Annotated in this window: 14 protein-coding genes; 4 read left to right on the plus strand and 10 right to left on the minus strand. The window is 66.6% G+C overall.

The features are described 5' to 3' along the window. The first annotated feature begins 150 nt into the window (after nucleotides 1–150). The 3 genes from ACYUME_RS14205 to ACYUME_RS14215 all read left to right on the plus strand — a co-directional run bounded on the left by ACYUME_RS14205 (nucleotide 151) and on the right by ACYUME_RS14215 (nucleotide 3,790). A complete protein-coding gene (locus ACYUME_RS14205) occupies nucleotides 151–1,770 on the plus strand; it encodes an NADP-dependent glyceraldehyde-3-phosphate dehydrogenase (protein ID WP_460415244.1) in 1,620 nt (539 codons plus the stop codon). Nucleotides 1,771–2,041: 271 nt separating this feature from the next. Next, nucleotides 2,042–2,509 carry a VOC family protein gene (locus tag ACYUME_RS14210; RefSeq protein ID WP_279882219.1) on the plus strand — a complete coding sequence of 156 codons (468 nt, stop codon included), beginning with the start codon at nucleotides 2,042–2,044 and terminating at the stop codon, nucleotides 2,507–2,509. Between the two features lie 87 nt (nucleotides 2,510–2,596). Continuing rightward, complete coding sequence (locus ACYUME_RS14215; RefSeq protein WP_460415246.1) at nucleotides 2,597–3,790, plus strand: hypothetical protein; 1,194 nt, start codon at nucleotides 2,597–2,599, stop codon at nucleotides 3,788–3,790. A 130-nt stretch (nucleotides 3,791–3,920) separates the two neighbouring features. Here the strand turns inward: ACYUME_RS14215 and yiaY are convergent, their stop codons facing one another. Then, entirely contained in the window at nucleotides 3,921–5,069 is a 1,149-nt protein-coding gene (gene yiaY / locus ACYUME_RS14220; RefSeq protein WP_460415247.1) for an L-threonine dehydrogenase, read from the minus strand. A 77-nt stretch (nucleotides 5,070–5,146) separates the two neighbouring features. After that, nucleotides 5,147–6,697 carry a threonine ammonia-lyase, biosynthetic gene (gene ilvA, locus ACYUME_RS14225; RefSeq protein WP_460415249.1) on the minus strand — a complete coding sequence of 517 codons (1,551 nt, stop codon included), beginning with the start codon at nucleotides 6,695–6,697 and terminating at the stop codon, nucleotides 5,147–5,149. A 254-nt stretch (nucleotides 6,698–6,951) separates the two neighbouring features. Here ilvA and alkB point away from each other — a divergent pair, with 254 nt between their 5' ends. Next, the gene (gene alkB / locus ACYUME_RS14230; protein WP_460415251.1) at nucleotides 6,952–7,596 is read left to right on the plus strand and encodes a DNA oxidative demethylase AlkB; all 645 of its coding nucleotides are present in this window, start codon (nucleotides 6,952–6,954) and stop codon (nucleotides 7,594–7,596) included. 156 nt (nucleotides 7,597–7,752) lie between these two features. Here the strand turns inward: alkB and ACYUME_RS14235 are convergent, their stop codons facing one another. From ACYUME_RS14235 to ACYUME_RS14270, 8 genes are read right to left on the minus strand one after another with little or no spacing between them, the layout of a single operon-like run. Next, nucleotides 7,753–8,712 carry a LysR substrate-binding domain-containing protein gene (locus ACYUME_RS14235; RefSeq protein WP_460415253.1) on the minus strand — a complete coding sequence of 320 codons (960 nt, stop codon included), beginning with the start codon at nucleotides 8,710–8,712 and terminating at the stop codon, nucleotides 7,753–7,755. Between the two features lie 57 nt (nucleotides 8,713–8,769). Next, the gene (locus ACYUME_RS14240) at nucleotides 8,770–9,723 is read right to left on the minus strand and encodes a peptidylprolyl isomerase (RefSeq protein ID WP_279882208.1); all 954 of its coding nucleotides are present in this window, start codon (nucleotides 9,721–9,723) and stop codon (nucleotides 8,770–8,772) included. Further along, entirely contained in the window at nucleotides 9,720–10,193 is a 474-nt protein-coding gene (locus ACYUME_RS14245; protein WP_460415255.1) for a YbjN domain-containing protein, read from the minus strand. The genes ACYUME_RS14240 and ACYUME_RS14245 overlap by 4 nt, the downstream gene beginning before the upstream one ends. Before the next feature lie 29 nt (nucleotides 10,194–10,222). Further along, nucleotides 10,223–10,870 (minus strand): DNA repair protein, encoded by a 648-nt coding sequence (locus ACYUME_RS14250; protein WP_460415257.1) that lies wholly within the window; start codon nucleotides 10,868–10,870, stop codon nucleotides 10,223–10,225. 15 nt (nucleotides 10,871–10,885) lie between these two features. Further along, nucleotides 10,886–12,586: a putative porin gene (locus ACYUME_RS14255; protein ID WP_460415259.1), complete on the minus strand. Its 1,701-nt coding sequence runs from the start codon at nucleotides 12,584–12,586 to the stop codon at nucleotides 10,886–10,888. A 38-nt stretch (nucleotides 12,587–12,624) separates the two neighbouring features. Continuing rightward, complete coding sequence (locus ACYUME_RS14260; RefSeq protein ID WP_460415260.1) at nucleotides 12,625–13,296, minus strand: energy transducer TonB family protein; 672 nt, start codon at nucleotides 13,294–13,296, stop codon at nucleotides 12,625–12,627. 8 nt (nucleotides 13,297–13,304) lie between these two features. Beyond that, nucleotides 13,305–13,730, minus strand: coding sequence for an ExbD/TolR family protein (locus ACYUME_RS14265; protein WP_279882198.1), 426 nt, complete (start codon nucleotides 13,728–13,730; stop codon nucleotides 13,305–13,307). 10 nt (nucleotides 13,731–13,740) lie between these two features. Beyond that, nucleotides 13,741–15,546, minus strand: coding sequence for a DUF2341 domain-containing protein (locus ACYUME_RS14270; RefSeq protein ID WP_460415262.1), 1,806 nt, complete (start codon nucleotides 15,544–15,546; stop codon nucleotides 13,741–13,743). Between the last annotated feature and the right edge of the window lie 7 nt (nucleotides 15,547–15,553).

Here is a 15,553-nt window from a genome sequence, read left to right on the forward strand (position 1 = left end):
TGTTGAGGGTATTTCGTACCGTCCATCGCTCGATGGGTCCGAGGCAGGTGCCGTGTCGCCGCCCCTGCGCCAGACTGGCGTTTTTCAGCCGACGGGCGCATGCTCGCAAGCTGAAACGCTTCATCATCGGATTAGAGAGGTGCGGTACCCATGGATCGTCTGCTCGACTCACTGTTTCCCAAGCCCGAAGATATTCCCCAGGCCTGGCGTCTGGGGCCACCGCTGGAACAGCGCGACTACCTGGTCGGCGGCGAGCTGCGGCAATGGCACGGGCCGCTGGCCACCGTCCGCAGCCCGATCTGGCTGAAGGACGGCAGCGACGAACAGCAGGTGATCCTCGGCAGTGCCCCGTTGCTCGATGCCGACACCGCGCTGACCGCCCTCGACGCCGCCGTCGCCGCCTACGACAAGGGTCGCGGCGCCTGGCCGACCATGCGCGTGGCCGAACGCATCCAGCATGTCGAAGTCTTCCTGGCGCGCATGCGCGAGCAACGCAGCGCCGTGGTCAAGCTGCTGATGTGGGAAATCGGCAAGAACCTCAAGGACTCGGAAAAGGAGTTCGACCGCACCTGCGACTATATCGTCGATACCATCAACGCCCTCAAGGACCTCGACCGCCGCTCCAGCCGCTTCGAGCTCGAACAGGGCACCCTCGGCCAGATTCGTCGCGCGCCGCTGGGCGTGGCCTTGTGCATGGGGCCTTACAACTACCCGCTGAACGAAACCTTCACCACGCTGATCCCGGCGCTGATCATGGGCAATACCGTGGTGTTCAAGCCGGCCAAGTTCGGCGTGCTGCTGATCCGTCCTCTGCTCGAGGCGTTCCGCGACAGCTTCCCGGCCGGGGTCATCAATGTCATCTACGGTCGCGGCCGCGAGACCGTCAGCGCGCTGATGGCCAGTGGCAAGGTCGATGTGTTCGCCTTCATCGGCACCCACAAGGCCGCCAGCGACCTGAAGAAACTCCACCCGCGCCCCCACCGCCTGCGTGCCGCGCTGGGTCTGGACGCCAAGAATCCCGGCATCGTGCTGCCCCAGGTCGACCTCGACAACGCCGTCGAGGAAGCCGTCACCGGCTCGCTGTCGTTCAATGGCCAGCGCTGCACCGCGCTGAAGATCCTGTTCGTGCACGAGGACGTGGTCGAGGCCTTCCTCGACAAATTCCAACGCAAGCTGGCCGCGCTCAAGCCCGGCATGCCCTGGGAGCCGGGCGTGGCGCTGACGCCACTGCCGGAACCGGGCAAGATCGACTACCTCGACGGCCTGGTGGCGGATGCCACGGCCAAGGGCGCGCGGGTGCTCAACGAAGGTGGCGGAGAAAGCCGCGGATCGTTCTTCTACCCTGCCCTGCTGTATCCGGTGAGCCAGGACATGCGGGTCTATCATGAGGAGCAGTTCGGCCCGGTGGTACCCGTGGTGCCGTACCGCGACCTGCAGACGGTGGTCGACTACGTGCTCGACTCCGACTACGGCCAGCAACTGAGCCTGTTCGGCAACGATCCCGCGACCATCGGCGCGCTGGTCGACACCTTCGCCAACCAGGTCGGGCGCATCAACCTCAACGCCCAGTGCCAGCGCGGGCCGGACACCTATCCGTTCAATGGCCGCAAGAACAGCGCCGAAGGCACGCTGTCGGTGCATGACGCGTTGCGGGTGTTCTCCATCCGTACCCTGGTGGCGACCAAGTTCCAGGAAGCGAACAAGGAGCTGATCAGTGAAATCATCCGTAACCGGCAATCGAGCTTCCTGACCACCGACTACATCTTCTGATGTCTCCATGCACGCCCCCTGTAGGAGCGGCCTTGTGTCGCGAAAGGGGCGCGGAGCGGCCCCAGGATTTCAGCGTTAAAGCAAAGATCGCCGGGGCCGCGTTGCGGCCCTTTCGCGACACAAGGCCGCTCCTACCCTGAACGCATCAGCGCCTGAACGCGGTTTTCTATAGACAATCGATATAACGCGACTGTCGATTTTCCACCCGCGTGAACGACTCTAATCATCTGGATGTTGCAAACCACAACCCACGTGAAAGGAGTTTACGAAAATGGCAGTCAAACCCATTCCCGAAGGCCAGCACAGCCTCACGCCCTACCTGGGCATCAAGGACGCCGCCAAGGCCATCGAGTTCTACAAGAAAGCGTTCGGCGCGGTGGAGATGTTCCGCCTCGAAGGCCCCGACGGGCGCGTCGGTCATGCCGAACTGAAAATCGGCGACTCGTCGCTGATGCTCGGCGATCCGTGCGACATGGAAGGCGGCCTCAAGCCGAGCCAGACCATCGAACATCCCGCCGTCGGCCTGCACCTGTATGTCGAGGATTGCGACAAGGTCTACGCCCAGGCCATCGCCGCCGGTGCCAGCCAGGTCAGCGAGGTGAAGGACCAGTTCTACGGCGATCGCAGCGGTACGCTGAAAGATCCGTTCAACAACCTGTGGTTCGTCTCCACCCACAAGGAAGACCTGACCCCCGAGGAAATCCGCGCCCGCGCCGCCAAGCTGTTCGGCGGCGATTGAGCGGCAAGCTCCAAGCTCCAAGCTACAAGTTGAAAGCCGGGCGGCTTTGCTTGAAGCTTGAGGCTTGTAGCTTGGAGCTGCCCCTCAATGCGAATCATCGAAAAAACCGGCGCCCTGGTGCGCAGCCTGACCCCGGCGGAAGAACAACTGCTGGAGGGTTTCGCCAGCGCTACCCTGACTGGCCCGCGCCTGCTGCAGGCCAACCAGTGGCTGATGAAGGTGCGCAGCGCCAACCAGTGGCTGGCCTGCGATTGCCGCAAGGATGCACTGCCGGTGCTCAACGTGTCGTTGAACGGCAGCACCGGCACGTTGTTCCTGCGCAACAACCCCGATACGCCCGAACACACCCAGGGCTGTCCGTTCAGCAAGGATGAGCGAGAGCCCGGCGAACGGGCCGAGGAAACGGCCCCGCCCGCGTCCTGGCTCGCGCCGGACACGCCGTTGCGCCTGCTTGGCGACTACTCCCGCGCCAGCGCCGGCGAAACGGCGGGCGCCCCGCGCAATCCCGCCGAGCGGCGCGAACAACAGCGCCTGCTCTCGCTACTGCTGACATGGATCGAGGTCAGCGGCCTGAACGTCTACGCCACCCACCTGAAGAAAGACCTTACCGCCCAGTTCGCCGAGCTGCGCGGAGTCGCCAGCCGCTATCCGTTGCTCGAGCGGGTACCGGCCAGCAACTACCTGGAAACCCGCCTGGACATGAAGCACATGATGATGCTCAAGGCCCGCCTGCGCGAGGCCACGGTGTTCGGCAACCACCGCCGACATGGCCTGCTGCTGGACTGCGTCGACCAGATCAAGGGGCGCAAGCTGTTCAACAACCGCAGCGAGGACGGCTTCGACTTCCAGGGCCACCACCAGTACTGGGGCGGCAGCCGCGCTTGCGGCCCCCTGCTGGCCCTGGCGTTGTACTCGCCGGCTACCGCCGGCAGCCATTTCTACGAGTTGATCCATGTGGCCAGCGTGCCGGTACTGTCACGTGGGCATCTGTTCCCGGTGTACCGCGACGAGGAGCGCGAACCGCTGAAGGCACTGGTGTCGCTGATCGACTGGATGGCGAGCAAGGGCGTGAAGGTCTTGATGCGCCGCCCGGTGATCGGTGGCCAGGTGATGGACGAACTGGTGCTGACCTCGGATCAGGACCGGGTGCTCTCGGTGTCCTTGCTGGCGCAGCCGATCGGCCCGGAACCGGATGCCGAGAACTTCAAGCGCTATGCCGACTTCAAGAGCCTGGAGACCTTCCGCAAGTACGTGGCCGGGTTCTTCATGCGTGAGCGCTGAAAGCATCTTGCCCGATATCGCATCGCCTGCTTCGCGGGTAAACCCGCTCCCATAGCAAACTTCGGGGATGCGCAATCCTGTGGGAGCGGGTTTACCCGCGAAGCAGGCGACACGGTACCGGCTCAAGCCGCTAGAACGCCGCCTTGAAGATCGCCTCGATCTCCACCTGGCTGGCTACCCGAGGGTTGGTCAACCCGCAGGCATCCTTCAGCGCATTGGCCGCCAGCACCGGCACGTCCTCGACCTTGACCCCCAGCTCCGCCAGCCCCGCGGGAATGCCGATGGCCGCGGCCAGATGCTCGATGGCCGAGATCGCCGCGCCAGCGCCCTGCTCCGCGTCCAGAGCGCAGACCTTCACGCCCATGGCCTTGGCCACATCGCGCAACCGCGCGGCGCTGACCTTGGCATTGAAGCGCTGCACATGGGGCAGCAGCACCGCGTTGCACACACCATGGGGCAGGTCGTAGAAGCCGCCGAGCTGGTGCGCCATGGCGTGCACATGACCCAGCGAGGCATTGTTGAACGCCATGCCTGCCAGGAACTGCGCGTAGGCCATGTTTTCCCGGGCGACCAGGTCGCTGCCATCGGCCACCGCCTGGCGCAGGTTGTCGCTGATCAGGCTGATGGCCTTGAGCGCGCAGGCGTCGGTGATCGGCGTGGCGGCGGTCGACACATAGGCTTCGATGGCGTGGGTCAGCGCATCCATGCCGGTGGCGGCGGTCAGGCCCTTGGGCATGCCGACCATCAGCGCCGGGTCGTTGACCGAGAGGATCGGCGTGACGTTGCGATCGACGATGGCCATTTTCACATGGCGCTGCTCGTCAGTGATGATGCAGAAGCGGGTCATCTCGCTGGCCGTGCCCGCCGTGGTATTGATCGCGATCAACGGCAATTGCGGCTTGGCCGAGCGATCCACGCCTTCGTAGTCGCGGATATGCCCACCGTTGGTGGCGCACAGGGCGATGCCCTTGGCGCAGTCATGGGGCGAACCACCGCCGAGGGAGACCACACAGTCGCAGCCTTCGCGTCGCAGCATCGCCAGGCCGGCCTCGACATTGGCGATGCTCGGGTTGGGCTTGGCGCCATCGAACACACGCGAATCGATGTCGCGCATGGCCAGCAGGCCGGCGATGCGCTCGGCGACACCCGCCTTGGCCAACCCAGCGTCGGTGACGATCAACGCCTTGCGCAGGCCGTAGCCGGCGATCGCGGCCATCGCCTCGTCCAGGCAGTCGATGCCCATGATGTTCACGGCGGGAATGAAGAATGTGCTGCTCATGGCCGGGTCCTCTCAAGCTGACGGTAGAGTTCGAGCATCCGCCCGAATCGACCGTCCCGCGTTGACCCAGCGCAACCCTAGCCCATGAACAGGCGATACGCCGGGTTCTGCGTCTCGTCCCAGTACTGGTACCCCATCTCGTCCAGCGCCCGGGGCAACCCGGCCAGCTCGTCGTCGGGCACTTCCAGCCCGGCGAACACCCGCGCCTGCGCGGCGCCATGGTTGCGGTAATGGAACAGGCTGATGTTCCAGCGCTTGCCCAGTCGCTCGAGAAAGCCCAGCAAGGCCCCCGGTCGCTCGGGAAACTCGAAGCGCAGCACCCGCTCATCCGCTCCTGGCGCCGCATGGCCACCCACGGTATGGCGCACATGCAGCTTGGCCAGTTCGTTGTCGGTCAGGTCGAGCACCTGATAGCCCTGCTCGCGCAGGCTGGCCAGCAGCTGCTCGCGAGGATCGTGCAGGGGATGGGTCTGCACGCCGACGAACAGCCGTGCCTCCTTGCCGGGGTAGTAGCGGTAGTTGAATTCGGTGATCTGACGCTTGCCCAACGCCAGGCAGAAGGCACGGAAGCTGCCGGGGCGCTCGGGGATGGTCACGGCGATGATCGCCTCGCGCTGCTCGCCGAGCTCGGCCCGCTCGGCGACATGGCGCAGACGGTCGAAATTGACGTTGGCGCCGGAGTCGATCGCCACCAGGGCCTGACCTTGCACGCCCTCGCGGGCCACGTACTTCTTGATCCCCGCTACCGCCAGGGCGCCGGAGGGCTCGGTGATCGAACGGGTGTCGTCATAGATGTCCTTGATCGCCGCGCACAGCTCGTCACTGCTCACGGTGATCACCTCGTCGACGAAATGGCGGCACAGCTCGAAGCAGTGGGCGCCGATCTGCGCCACGGCCACGCCATCGGCGAACGTGCCGACCTGGGGCAGGATCACCCGCTCGCCGGCGGCCATGGCCGCCTGCAGGCAGTTGGAGTCCTCGGGCTCGACCCCGATCACCTTCACCTCGGGGCGCAGGTACTTGACGTAGGCGGCGATTCCCGCGATCAACCCGCCGCCGCCCACCGGCACGAAGATGGCGTGCAGGGCGCCGGGGTGCTGACGCAGGATCTCCATGGCCACGGTGCCTTGCCCGGCGATCACGTCAGGGTCGTCGAATGGTGGCACGAACGTCGCGCCCTCGCGCTCGGCCAAGGCCAGGGCGTGGGCCAGCGCATGGGGGAAGCTTTCACCGTGCAGCACCACCTGCCCGCCGCGTGAGCGCACGCCCTCGACCTTGAGCGAGGGCGTGGTGGTCGGCATGACGATGGTGGCTTTAAGGCCCAGGTGCGAGGCCGCCAGGGCCACGCCCTGGGCATGGTTGCCCGCCGAGGCGGTGATCACACCGCGCTCGCGCTGGGCCGGCGTCAGGCGCGACAGGCGGGTGTAGGCGCCGCGGATCTTGAAGGAGAACGTCGGCTGCAGGTCCTCGCGCTTGAGCAGCACCTGATTGTCAAGGGCGGCGGACAAGGCCGGCGCGCGCTGCAAGGGTGTTTCAATGGCCAGGTCGTACACGGGCGCCGAAAGAATCCGGCGCACCTGCTCGGACAGCAGTTGCTGGGGCGTTGCGGGGGTACGAAGGCTGGTCATCGATGACTCCTGGTTGTTTTGCCTTGCCCAGGAGTCAGAGAGAAGAAACCCGCCTCCAGGGCGGGTTCAGTGCATGTGTGCGCTAGCCCGCCAAACTGATAATGGCGGTAATAATGCTGAGGGCGCGACACTGCGGGAATGTGTTCATGGGCTGGGAAGCTAGCGCGGCTCATGGGTGCAAGTCAACACCCTGGTTTGTCGGTACCTGGGCATCACGCGCTACAATCGCCCATCGCCCCCTGGTAGCACGCAGCATGATCCAGTCCGACCTCGACCTGTTCGACCAGCAGCCGCAGCGCCTGGCCAGCCACACAGTGCTGCTGCCAGGCTTTGTCCTGGCCGATATCGAACCATTGCTCGATGCCCTGCGCCCCGTGCTGCGCGCCGCGCCGTGGCGGCACATGCATACGCCCGGCGGGTTGCGCATGGCCGTGGCGCTGACCAATTGCGGCGCGCTGGGTTGGGTCAGCGATGCCCACGGCTACCGCTATAGCCCTGTCGATCCGCTCAGTGGGGCGCCCTGGCCAGCCCTGCCACCGATTCTTCTCGAACTGGCCTGCCGGGCAGCAGCCCTGGCTGGCTTCGAAGGCTTCGTGCCAGATGCCTGCCTGATCAACCACTATGCGCCAGGGACGCGGCTGAGCCTGCACCAGGACCGCGACGAAGCGGATTTCGGGCAACCGATCGTGTCGATCTCGCTGGGCTTGCCGGCCGTGTTTCTGTTCGGGGGCATGCAGCGCTCGGACCGTGCCGAGCGCATACCCTTGAGCCATGGCGACGTTCTGGTATGGGGCGGCGAGGACCGCCTGCGTTTTCACGGGGTGCTGCCGATCAAGCCAGGCGTGCACCCACGCATGGGCGAGCGACGGATCAACCTGACCCTGCGCAAGGCAGGCTGAGTGCCCGGGCGATGATCCAATCCACGGAGCCTGGCACCGGCTTCGCCGGTGTTCGCGGCTAAAGCCGCTCCCACAGCGACCGCATCTACTCCAAGTCATGTGCTGTGCCCGCGAAGCAAGCGGCGCGATACCAGGAACCGGCAGAGCCAGCACCGCTCAATCCCCGGCGAGCCACTCGCGTCGCTCGTCGAACGCGGCCCGGATCGCACCCACCATCACCTGCACCAGTGGATCACCTTCGGTCTCGGCATTCACCGCAAGCCATACCCGCCGACGCATCGGCTCTCGGAACAACCCAGGCAATGCCAGCAGGCCACGGTCCAGATGGCTCGCGTAGTGCGGCAGCAACCCCACGCTGGCACTGCACTTGATCAGTTGGCAATACATCTCGTAGTCCTGGATCTGCGTCACCCCGGCGCTGCGCGTGCGCAACAGCGCCTGCCAGGGCGTCAGTGCCTGTACGCCCGACTCGCCCTGCCACTGCACCAGCATGTAGTCCTGCAGGTCCGCCAGCCGCGTCGGGCGGTTGGCTTCGCGGGCGTAGCGCTTGGCGATATGCGGCAGATACTCGAGCGCGGCCAGCGCCTCGGGCACGGTTCCGGCAAAAGCGGCGGGACGCTGCAGGTCGCCCAGCCACAGCGCCACATCGGCCATGCGCTCCGGGGCCTGGCGTGCGTCCAGGGTGGCGACGTCCAGGCGCATGCCGGCGTGCTGGCGAACGAAATTGATCAGGTTGCGGCCCAGCAGGTCCTGCAACAGGGGTTCGGCCACCGCCAGGCGCACGGTCGCCGTGTCCACCCGGGGCACAGGTGCCGGCATGGCCGGTTCACGCGCCTGCAGAATCTGCAGCAGACGCTCGCCTTGCAGGCTGAGCACCGGGTTGTTGTTGCGGTTGACGAACAGGCTGTAGCCCAGGCGCGCCTCCAGCGCCGCCAGGCGTTTGCGCAGCGCCACCGGCTTCAGGTTGAGTCGCCGCGCCGCCTGCATGAAACAGCCACAACGGGCGGTGATGATGAAACAGTCCTGGGTCTGTTCATCCAGGGCCAGCGGCACCTGTGGGCGAACGACAGCTACGACGGTTTCCGGGGGCTGCCCCCGGGACAGATCGATCGGCATCCCTCGCCTCCCCCGGACCCGCCTGGACGGGTCCGGTTCTTCCATGGTTGTTGAGGATCAGCGACTGCTTTCCAGTACCTGATTGAGCGCCGCGCCATCGATGCTCAAGGTCGCGGTGTCGAACATGCCCTCGACATACGCCTTGGCCACCTGCTCCTGGCGCTGGGCGCGCAGCAGCTCGCGCAGGCGCGGCGCGACCTCTTCGAGCGTCGCGGCGCGGGCCGGTTGCTGCTCGACCAGCTTGATGATGTGGTAGCCCGCCGCGCTCTGCACCGGCTCGCTGACCGCTCCGACCTTGAGCTTGGGCACCACCCCACGCACCTCCGGCAACAGCTGCACCAGCGCTTGCAGACCGGTATCGCCGCCCTTGGCCGCCGTACCGGCATCCTGCGAGTGCTCGCGGGCCAGGGTGGCGAAGTCCGCATCGGCGGCCTGCGCCTGCTTGGCCAGCGCCTGTGCCTGCTTGCGCACGGCCTCGTCGTCCCTGGGGTTTTCAACCCGCAGGAAGATCTGGCTCAGGCGGTAGCGCGCCGGCAGTTGCAAGCCGGCCTTGCCTGCCTCGTATGCCTGCTTGAGTTCTGCGTCGCTGGGGTAGTCGTCGGGGACCTTGCTCACGGAATTGAGATAATCGCGCAGGACGATCTGCTCGGTGGCCGCCCGGGTCTGTGCCTGGACGTCCGGGCGCTGCAACCAGCCCTGGGCCTCGGCCTGCTGGTACAGGGCCTTCTCCGCCAGGCGCGCGCGAATCCAGGCTTCCAGCGCCGGGCGGTCGCCGCGCAGGTTGGCGCGAGCGTCCTCCGGCAGCTGGGCGAACAGGGCCTTGAGTTCGCCACTGCCAACCTGCTGCTCGCCCAGGCGAGCCAGGGTCTGGCCGCTGTCGCCCGGCGCCTGCGCGGTGGCTGCCGAACGCGCCGCCGCCACCGGCTCGGCGCCCGGGCGCAAGGCCAGGGCGACCGCCACCGCGACGATGGCCAGCGCGCCAGCGCTGGCCCAGAAGGTGCGCGCCGTCACGAGGCGCTGGCCTGTTCAGCATCTTGGATCGACACCTGCTCGGCCACATTGCGGCTGTAGTCACGCAGATAGACGATGAACTCCTGCAGCAGGCGATCCCACAGCAGCAGGCTGCCCAGCAGATGCTTCTCGCTGACGCCATCGGCGACCACCACGTCCTTCTCCATCACCAGGAACTCGCCCTGCACCGACAGGCGGGCGAAACGGCGACTGGCGTTCCAGCGTTCGGCCAGGCCGTTCGGCAGCTCGCCCTGGATGCGCAGGGCGCAGCTGAAGGTGAAATCGAGGAACTCGCCCTCTTTATCGGCGGCACGGTTGCCGAAACGCACGGCGTAGCCCACGCCCTGGCTGGCACTGAGCAACTGCACCACGGCATTCTGCTCGGTGCGATTGACCCGGCAGCCGGCGTCCTGCAGCAGCTTGGTCAGGGAATCGGCGCTAACGGTTTCGATCAGGGTGACTTCGGTCATGTGCTTACTTCCTTGCGTTGAGAAAAACGTCACTGGGCCACGCCCTGCGGGGCGTCGAACTGGCTCTGGTAGAGTTTGTCGCCATAGGCCTGGGCCAGCTCCTCGAACTTGACCCGGGCCGCGCCGGCAAAGGGCTGGCGCATGTTCACGACATCGGCGATATCGACCTTTTCATAGGCGGCCAGCAGCTCCTTGGCTACCCCGTACATCTGCTGGTTGCGCGCCTGGCACTGCTGCACCTGGCCATCGCGCTCGCCGAGCCGCGCCTGCAGGCTGGCCCGCTCGCTTTCCTTGGCGCGCGCCATGCCCAGCAGGTCTTCATAGGCTTGCTTGTACTTGTGCAGTTGCTCGTTGCTGCTGGCTACCTGGGCCTGGGCCTGCTGCTGCACGGCCTGCTGCTGACCGCTCAGTTGCTCGTTCTGGCCACGGGCCCTGGCCAGTTGCGCGGTGAGTTCACGCACCTGGCCCAGCGCGGCGTCACGCTGCTGTTCGGCGCTCTGGCGCGCGGCGCTGGCCTGGGCCTGCTCGCTCTGCAGCGCCTGCAACTGTTGAGTGGTGCTGCGCAACTGGGCGCGCAGGCGTTCCTCGAGGGTTTCGGCCGATGCCGAGGCCGCCAGGCTCGCGCCCAGGGCCAGCATCAGCCAGGTGCAACGACGGCGATAAGCTCCCTTGTTCATGCAGGTGCTCCTTCCCTAGAACCGCGTGTTGACTTCAAGTTGTAGCACATCGATATCAAACGGCGCGCCGTAGACCGTCTCACTGCTCAACCAACGCGCTGTAGCGTAGACGTTGTTGGCCAGGCCGTAGTTGCCACCGAGGAAATAACCCTTGGCGTTGGTGCCGCCGAGATGGAAGCTGGAGTCGTTGAAACCGTCCGGCAAGGCGTCGGGCTCGATGCGCTTGTAGCCGGCGAACAGGTTCCAGTCGCCCACCTTGCGCATTTCCAGGGCGTTGCCCAGGGTGAACTGGAACATCCAGGCGTCGCCGCCGCTCTTGATGTTGCCGTTCTCGTCGACGTTGTTGGCCAATTGGCCGGCCGAGCGCTTGCGCATGTCGCCTTCGTCGTAGGCCAGGTTGTGCACGTAGTCGACCTGGCTGCGCAGCTTGAAGTCATGGGGTAGGTCGGCGTCCCAGACCAGGTTCAGGTCCAGCAGTTCGAACTCCGAGGCAATGCCGACGAACTGCGGTTGCGCGGTCGCGGTCGGGTTGGCCGGATTGGGCGTGATGTCACGCAGCAGGAACACCGTGTTGCCCTTCTGCATGAACGTCGGCCGGGTCTCGTCGGTGTCACAGGCTGGCTGGCCGTCCCAGGGCGCGCAGGGGCTGGAGCGCGAACCGGCGATATCGTCGAAGCGGTAGTAGGCCGCCGCGCCCTTGAGCCGGTGGTGGTCGTTGAGTGCCCACTTGGCGCCAAGCTGGGCGCCATACAGCCACTTGTTCTCGCTGTCTTCCTTGTCGAAGCCGTTGCTGCTGGCGCTGTCGTCGCTGTACTGCACCGGGAACGCACCCACCGTGCCGAACAGGCTGAGGTCGCGGTTGACCGGCTGGTCGAACAGCGCCGCCACGCCGTCGAAGTTGAGGTCGTGGGAATACAGGATGTCGGTGGACATGAACGGGTTGGCGATACGGCCACCGGTCAGGGTCAGGCGCTCGCTCGGGGTCCAGCTGATGTAGCCCTGGTCGAGCCACAGGTCCTTCTTGCCGAAGCCGCCGCCCAGGTTCTGGGTGGTCGACACCGGATTGTTGTTGGAGCCGGTGGCGACACGGATGCCGGCCACCCAGTCCTCGGCCAGTTGCGCCTTGAGGCCGAAACGCGCGCGCAGGCGCAGGATACTGTCGCGGTCCTCGCGGGTGTTGAGCAGCGGTGGCAGGCTCGAACTGCTGTTGGGGTTGACGTCGTACGGGCCCTTGTCGTTGAGCTTGGCGAAGTCGACGATCTCATTGCTGTTGCCGTCGGCGTAATAGCGCGACTCGCCGCGCAGGCGCACGTCGCCGTCGAAACTGATGCGCGAGGCCCAGTCGGGGAAGGCATTGGGCGCGGCCCAATTCTCCTGCTTGGCAGTGTTCATCACCTCGGCCTTGATCTCGTCGCGAATCTGCTGGCGGACGATGGCCGGCACATACTGCACGCGCACCTCGCCATTGGCCGCCGGGGCCTGGGCGACGATCGACGCGGCGCTGCCGGCGGCCCGGGCTTCGCGGGCCTCGCGCTCGGCCTGGGCGATCAGCGCGTCGGCCTTGTCCTGCTTGAGCACGCCCTGCTCCACCAGCAGGCGGATCAGGTTGACGGTCGCGTTCTCTGACGGCGAAGCCTGGGCGACGGCCGGACCGACCGCGGTGGCGGCGGCCAGCAGGCCGAGCGCCAGGGTCAATCGGTTCACTGGGCACTTCATGGGTTTGCAACTCCTGTAGGTCGGTCGTGCTTCGTTGTTCATGGCCGGCGCCCTTGCAAGGCAATCTTCACCGGCAGGGTGAGGCTGGCGGGCGGACGCTGATCGAGGGCGGGCGCCGCGCGCAGGGCGGCGACCACCTGGGCGTCGACCTCGGGCTCGCCACTGCCGCGCAGCAGCTCGACCCGGGTGATCTCCCCCGCCGCGCTGAGCCAGATCTCGGCTTGCAGGTTGAACACCAGGTTGCGCAGCTCGGGGTTGTCGCGCAGCAGGCGCTGGAAGGCGTAGGCCAGGTACTGGCTGTAGGTGCCACTGCCCAAGCCGCCACCACCGCCACCGGCCATGCCACCGCCCTTGCCGGCACCGACGTTGAAGCTGTCGCTGCCGGACTGCGCATCGCCGTCCATCTGCATCGGTTCGGCCAGGTCCTGGGCGGGGTCCGGGGCATCCTCGGCGGGCTTGACCTCTTCGGCCTCGGGCACCGGTTCAGGCTCGGCGATTTTTTCCTGCACCGGCGGCTCCGGCTCCTTGGGCGGCTCCGGTGGCGGCGGTGGAGGTGGCGGCAGCGGAATGATCGCCGGCACCTTGGGCGCCTCGCGGCGCACCCCGGCCATGTCGTTGGCCCACTGCCACAGCAGCCAGGCCAGGCCAGCGCCGGCCACGGCGAGCACGGCCCAGGTCAGCCACTGGCGGGGGTTGGCTTTACGTTCCATGCCTGCCCTCACCCCTGGTTCGGTTTGCCGGTGACCAGCCCGACCTGGGCCAGTTCGAGACGACGCAGCAGGTCGAGCACCTCGACCACCTTCTGGTACTGCACACCGGCATCGCCGCGCACGATCAGCGGGAAGTCGGGGTTGCGCGCTTTCTCGCTGCGCAGGCGGTCCTCCAGCTCTGGCAACGTCACCGGGTAGGCGTCGAGAAACACCTGGCCTGCGTCGTTGATCGAGATTGCCTTGGTCTTGGGCTGGGCCAGCGACACCGAGGCGCTGGCCTTGGGCAACTGCACCTGGATCCCGGAAACCTGCGCGGTGGCGGTGAGGATGAACATCACCAGCACCACCATCAGCACATCCACCAAAGGGGTGATGTTGATGCTGTCCACCGCGGCGTCGGTGTCGTCGTCATGGGCGTTGTTCACGGATGCCATGGTCGCGCCCTCACGCCGGAACCGAGGGGTTGACGCTGCGCCCGGCCAGGCGCTGCGCCACTTCGCCGGCCTGGCCCTCGCCATGCAGCTCGGCCAGACGGGTGATGAACTCGTCGACGAATACCCGCATGTCGGCGCCGACCTCGCGGTTGCGGGTGGTCAGGCGGTTGTAGCCGAACAGCGCGGGAATGGCGACGAACAGGCCCATGGCGGTGGCCAGCAGCGCGGCGGCCATGCCCGGGGCGATGGCGTTGATGTTCACGTCGCCGGCCATGGCGGTACCGAGGAACACCACCATGATTCCCAGCACGGTGCCCAGCAGGCCGATATACGGCCCGCCGGCGATGGCATTGGACAGGGTCGAGAGCTTCGACGACAGCGCCTGGTTCTCGCGGGTGCGCACGCCATCCATGGAGCAACGGATCGCCTCGATGGTGGCGGCCGATACCGCGCTGGTATCGGCGCCCTGCGCCCGGCGGGTGCGGATCTCCTGCACCGCCACCAGGTACAGACGCCACAGTGGCGAATCGTTCAGGCGCTCGTGCAGTGCCGGGTCGTCGGCAAACTGCTCCAGGCGCGTGCCCACCGTGGCGAACTGTTCGCGAAAACGGGTGTTGGCGGCAGTCACCCGGTTCAGGGTGCGCTGCTTGCGCAACATGATCACCCACGACTGCAGCATCATCAGCACCAGGACGGCGATGATCACCCAGGCGTCCACCGGCACGGCCTTGAGCAGGAAGCCCAGCCCGCCGAAGCCAAAGCCCGACTGTTCTTCATCGACGCCATACACCACCAGGCGCGACTCGGCGCCCTGGGCCAGCACATCGGCCTGCAGGCTGGCCTGGCTGCGGGCGACACGGGAGATGCGCAACTCGTCCAGGGCCCCGACGAACGGGGCGAAGCCGCTGACCGGCTCGCCCTCGGCCGGTGGCAGATCACCACCGATACCGAGCGCACCGTCGAAGGCCGCCAGGTTGGCCGCCAGACGGGCCACCGGCTGACCTTCGAGCAGCAGGCTCAGGTTGCCGCCCTCGCCCACCAGCGCCAGGTGCTGCCACTGGCTGGGAGCCACGGCCTGATTGGCACTGGCGCGCTGGCCATCGACCTCGACGAACGGCACGCCCTGGGCCAACCCCAGCAGCAGGCTGTGGCCGGACTCGCGCCGGGCCAGCAACAGCTGATCGCCAACGGCCTGGTCCTGGCGCAACCAGACACCGAAGGTGAAGGCCGCGCCCGCCGGCAACTGCAGCGAAGCGCTGGCCGGCAGCTGCAGAGGCTGGCCGCCGAGCTGGATGGCCCGGCCAATCACGCCATCGACGCTGACCGTCGGCCCCTGAAGTTGATTGCCGTAGGGGCTGTCGTCGCGCACGGTGGCACCGTCGAAGTGGTACAGCGCGGTGTAGTCGGCGTCGAAAGCAGGCTGCCCGCCAGGCGCCTGGGCCTTCGGGTTGCCGTAGTACATCCACAGGTCCTGGCGCTGCCCGGCCTCGATGCGTGGCACGTCGACCCAGATCAGCGCCATGCCCATCAGCGGATCGAACTGCTCGACATGGTGATTGAGCACGGTCTTGTCGTCGGCGCTGACGAAACGGATGTCCGCGCCGCTCTCGCTGACGCCATCAAAGCTGAAGTTGCCGGTGTGCAGGCGCACCAGCAGCGCGGTGCGGCCCAGCGGCTGGGTCAGGCCGGCGCCCTGGGGCGTGGTGTCCACGGCGATCTGCTTGCGGTACATCCAGTCGTCCTGCCACCAGGCGCTGGCGCTGCCTGGCAGGGCGAAGCCCAGGCACAGCAGCAGGGTCATTATCAGGCGTTGCATGAGAGGT

It is taken from the genome of Pseudomonas sp. microsymbiont 2, assembly GCF_054788395.1.

Coding starts and splice junctions, on each gene's coding strand:
- ACYUME_RS14205 (WP_460415244.1), top strand. CDS start 151: ATGGATCGTCTGCTCGACTCACTGTTTCCCAAGCCCGAAGATATTCCC.
- ACYUME_RS14210 (WP_279882219.1), top strand. CDS start 2,042: ATGGCAGTCAAACCCATTCCCGAAGGCCAGCACAGCCTCACGCCCTAC.
- ACYUME_RS14215 (WP_460415246.1), top strand. CDS start 2,597: ATGCGAATCATCGAAAAAACCGGCGCCCTGGTGCGCAGCCTGACCCCG.
- yiaY (WP_460415247.1), bottom strand. CDS start 5,069: ATGAGCAGCACATTCTTCATTCCCGCCGTGAACATCATGGGCATCGAC.
- ilvA (WP_460415249.1), bottom strand. CDS start 6,697: ATGACCAGCCTTCGTACCCCCGCAACGCCCCAGCAACTGCTGTCCGAG.
- alkB (WP_460415251.1), top strand. CDS start 6,952: ATGATCCAGTCCGACCTCGACCTGTTCGACCAGCAGCCGCAGCGCCTG.
- ACYUME_RS14235 (WP_460415253.1), bottom strand. CDS start 8,712: ATGCCGATCGATCTGTCCCGGGGGCAGCCCCCGGAAACCGTCGTAGCT.
- ACYUME_RS14245 (WP_460415255.1), bottom strand. CDS start 10,193: ATGACCGAAGTCACCCTGATCGAAACCGTTAGCGCCGATTCCCTGACC.
- ACYUME_RS14250 (WP_460415257.1), bottom strand. CDS start 10,870: ATGAACAAGGGAGCTTATCGCCGTCGTTGCACCTGGCTGATGCTGGCC.
- ACYUME_RS14255 (WP_460415259.1), bottom strand. CDS start 12,586: ATGAAGTGCCCAGTGAACCGATTGACCCTGGCGCTCGGCCTGCTGGCC.
- ACYUME_RS14260 (WP_460415260.1), bottom strand. CDS start 13,296: ATGGAACGTAAAGCCAACCCCCGCCAGTGGCTGACCTGGGCCGTGCTC.
- ACYUME_RS14265 (WP_279882198.1), bottom strand. CDS start 13,730: ATGGCATCCGTGAACAACGCCCATGACGACGACACCGACGCCGCGGTG.
- ACYUME_RS14270 (WP_460415262.1), bottom strand. CDS start 15,546: ATGCAACGCCTGATAATGACCCTGCTGCTGTGCCTGGGCTTCGCCCTG.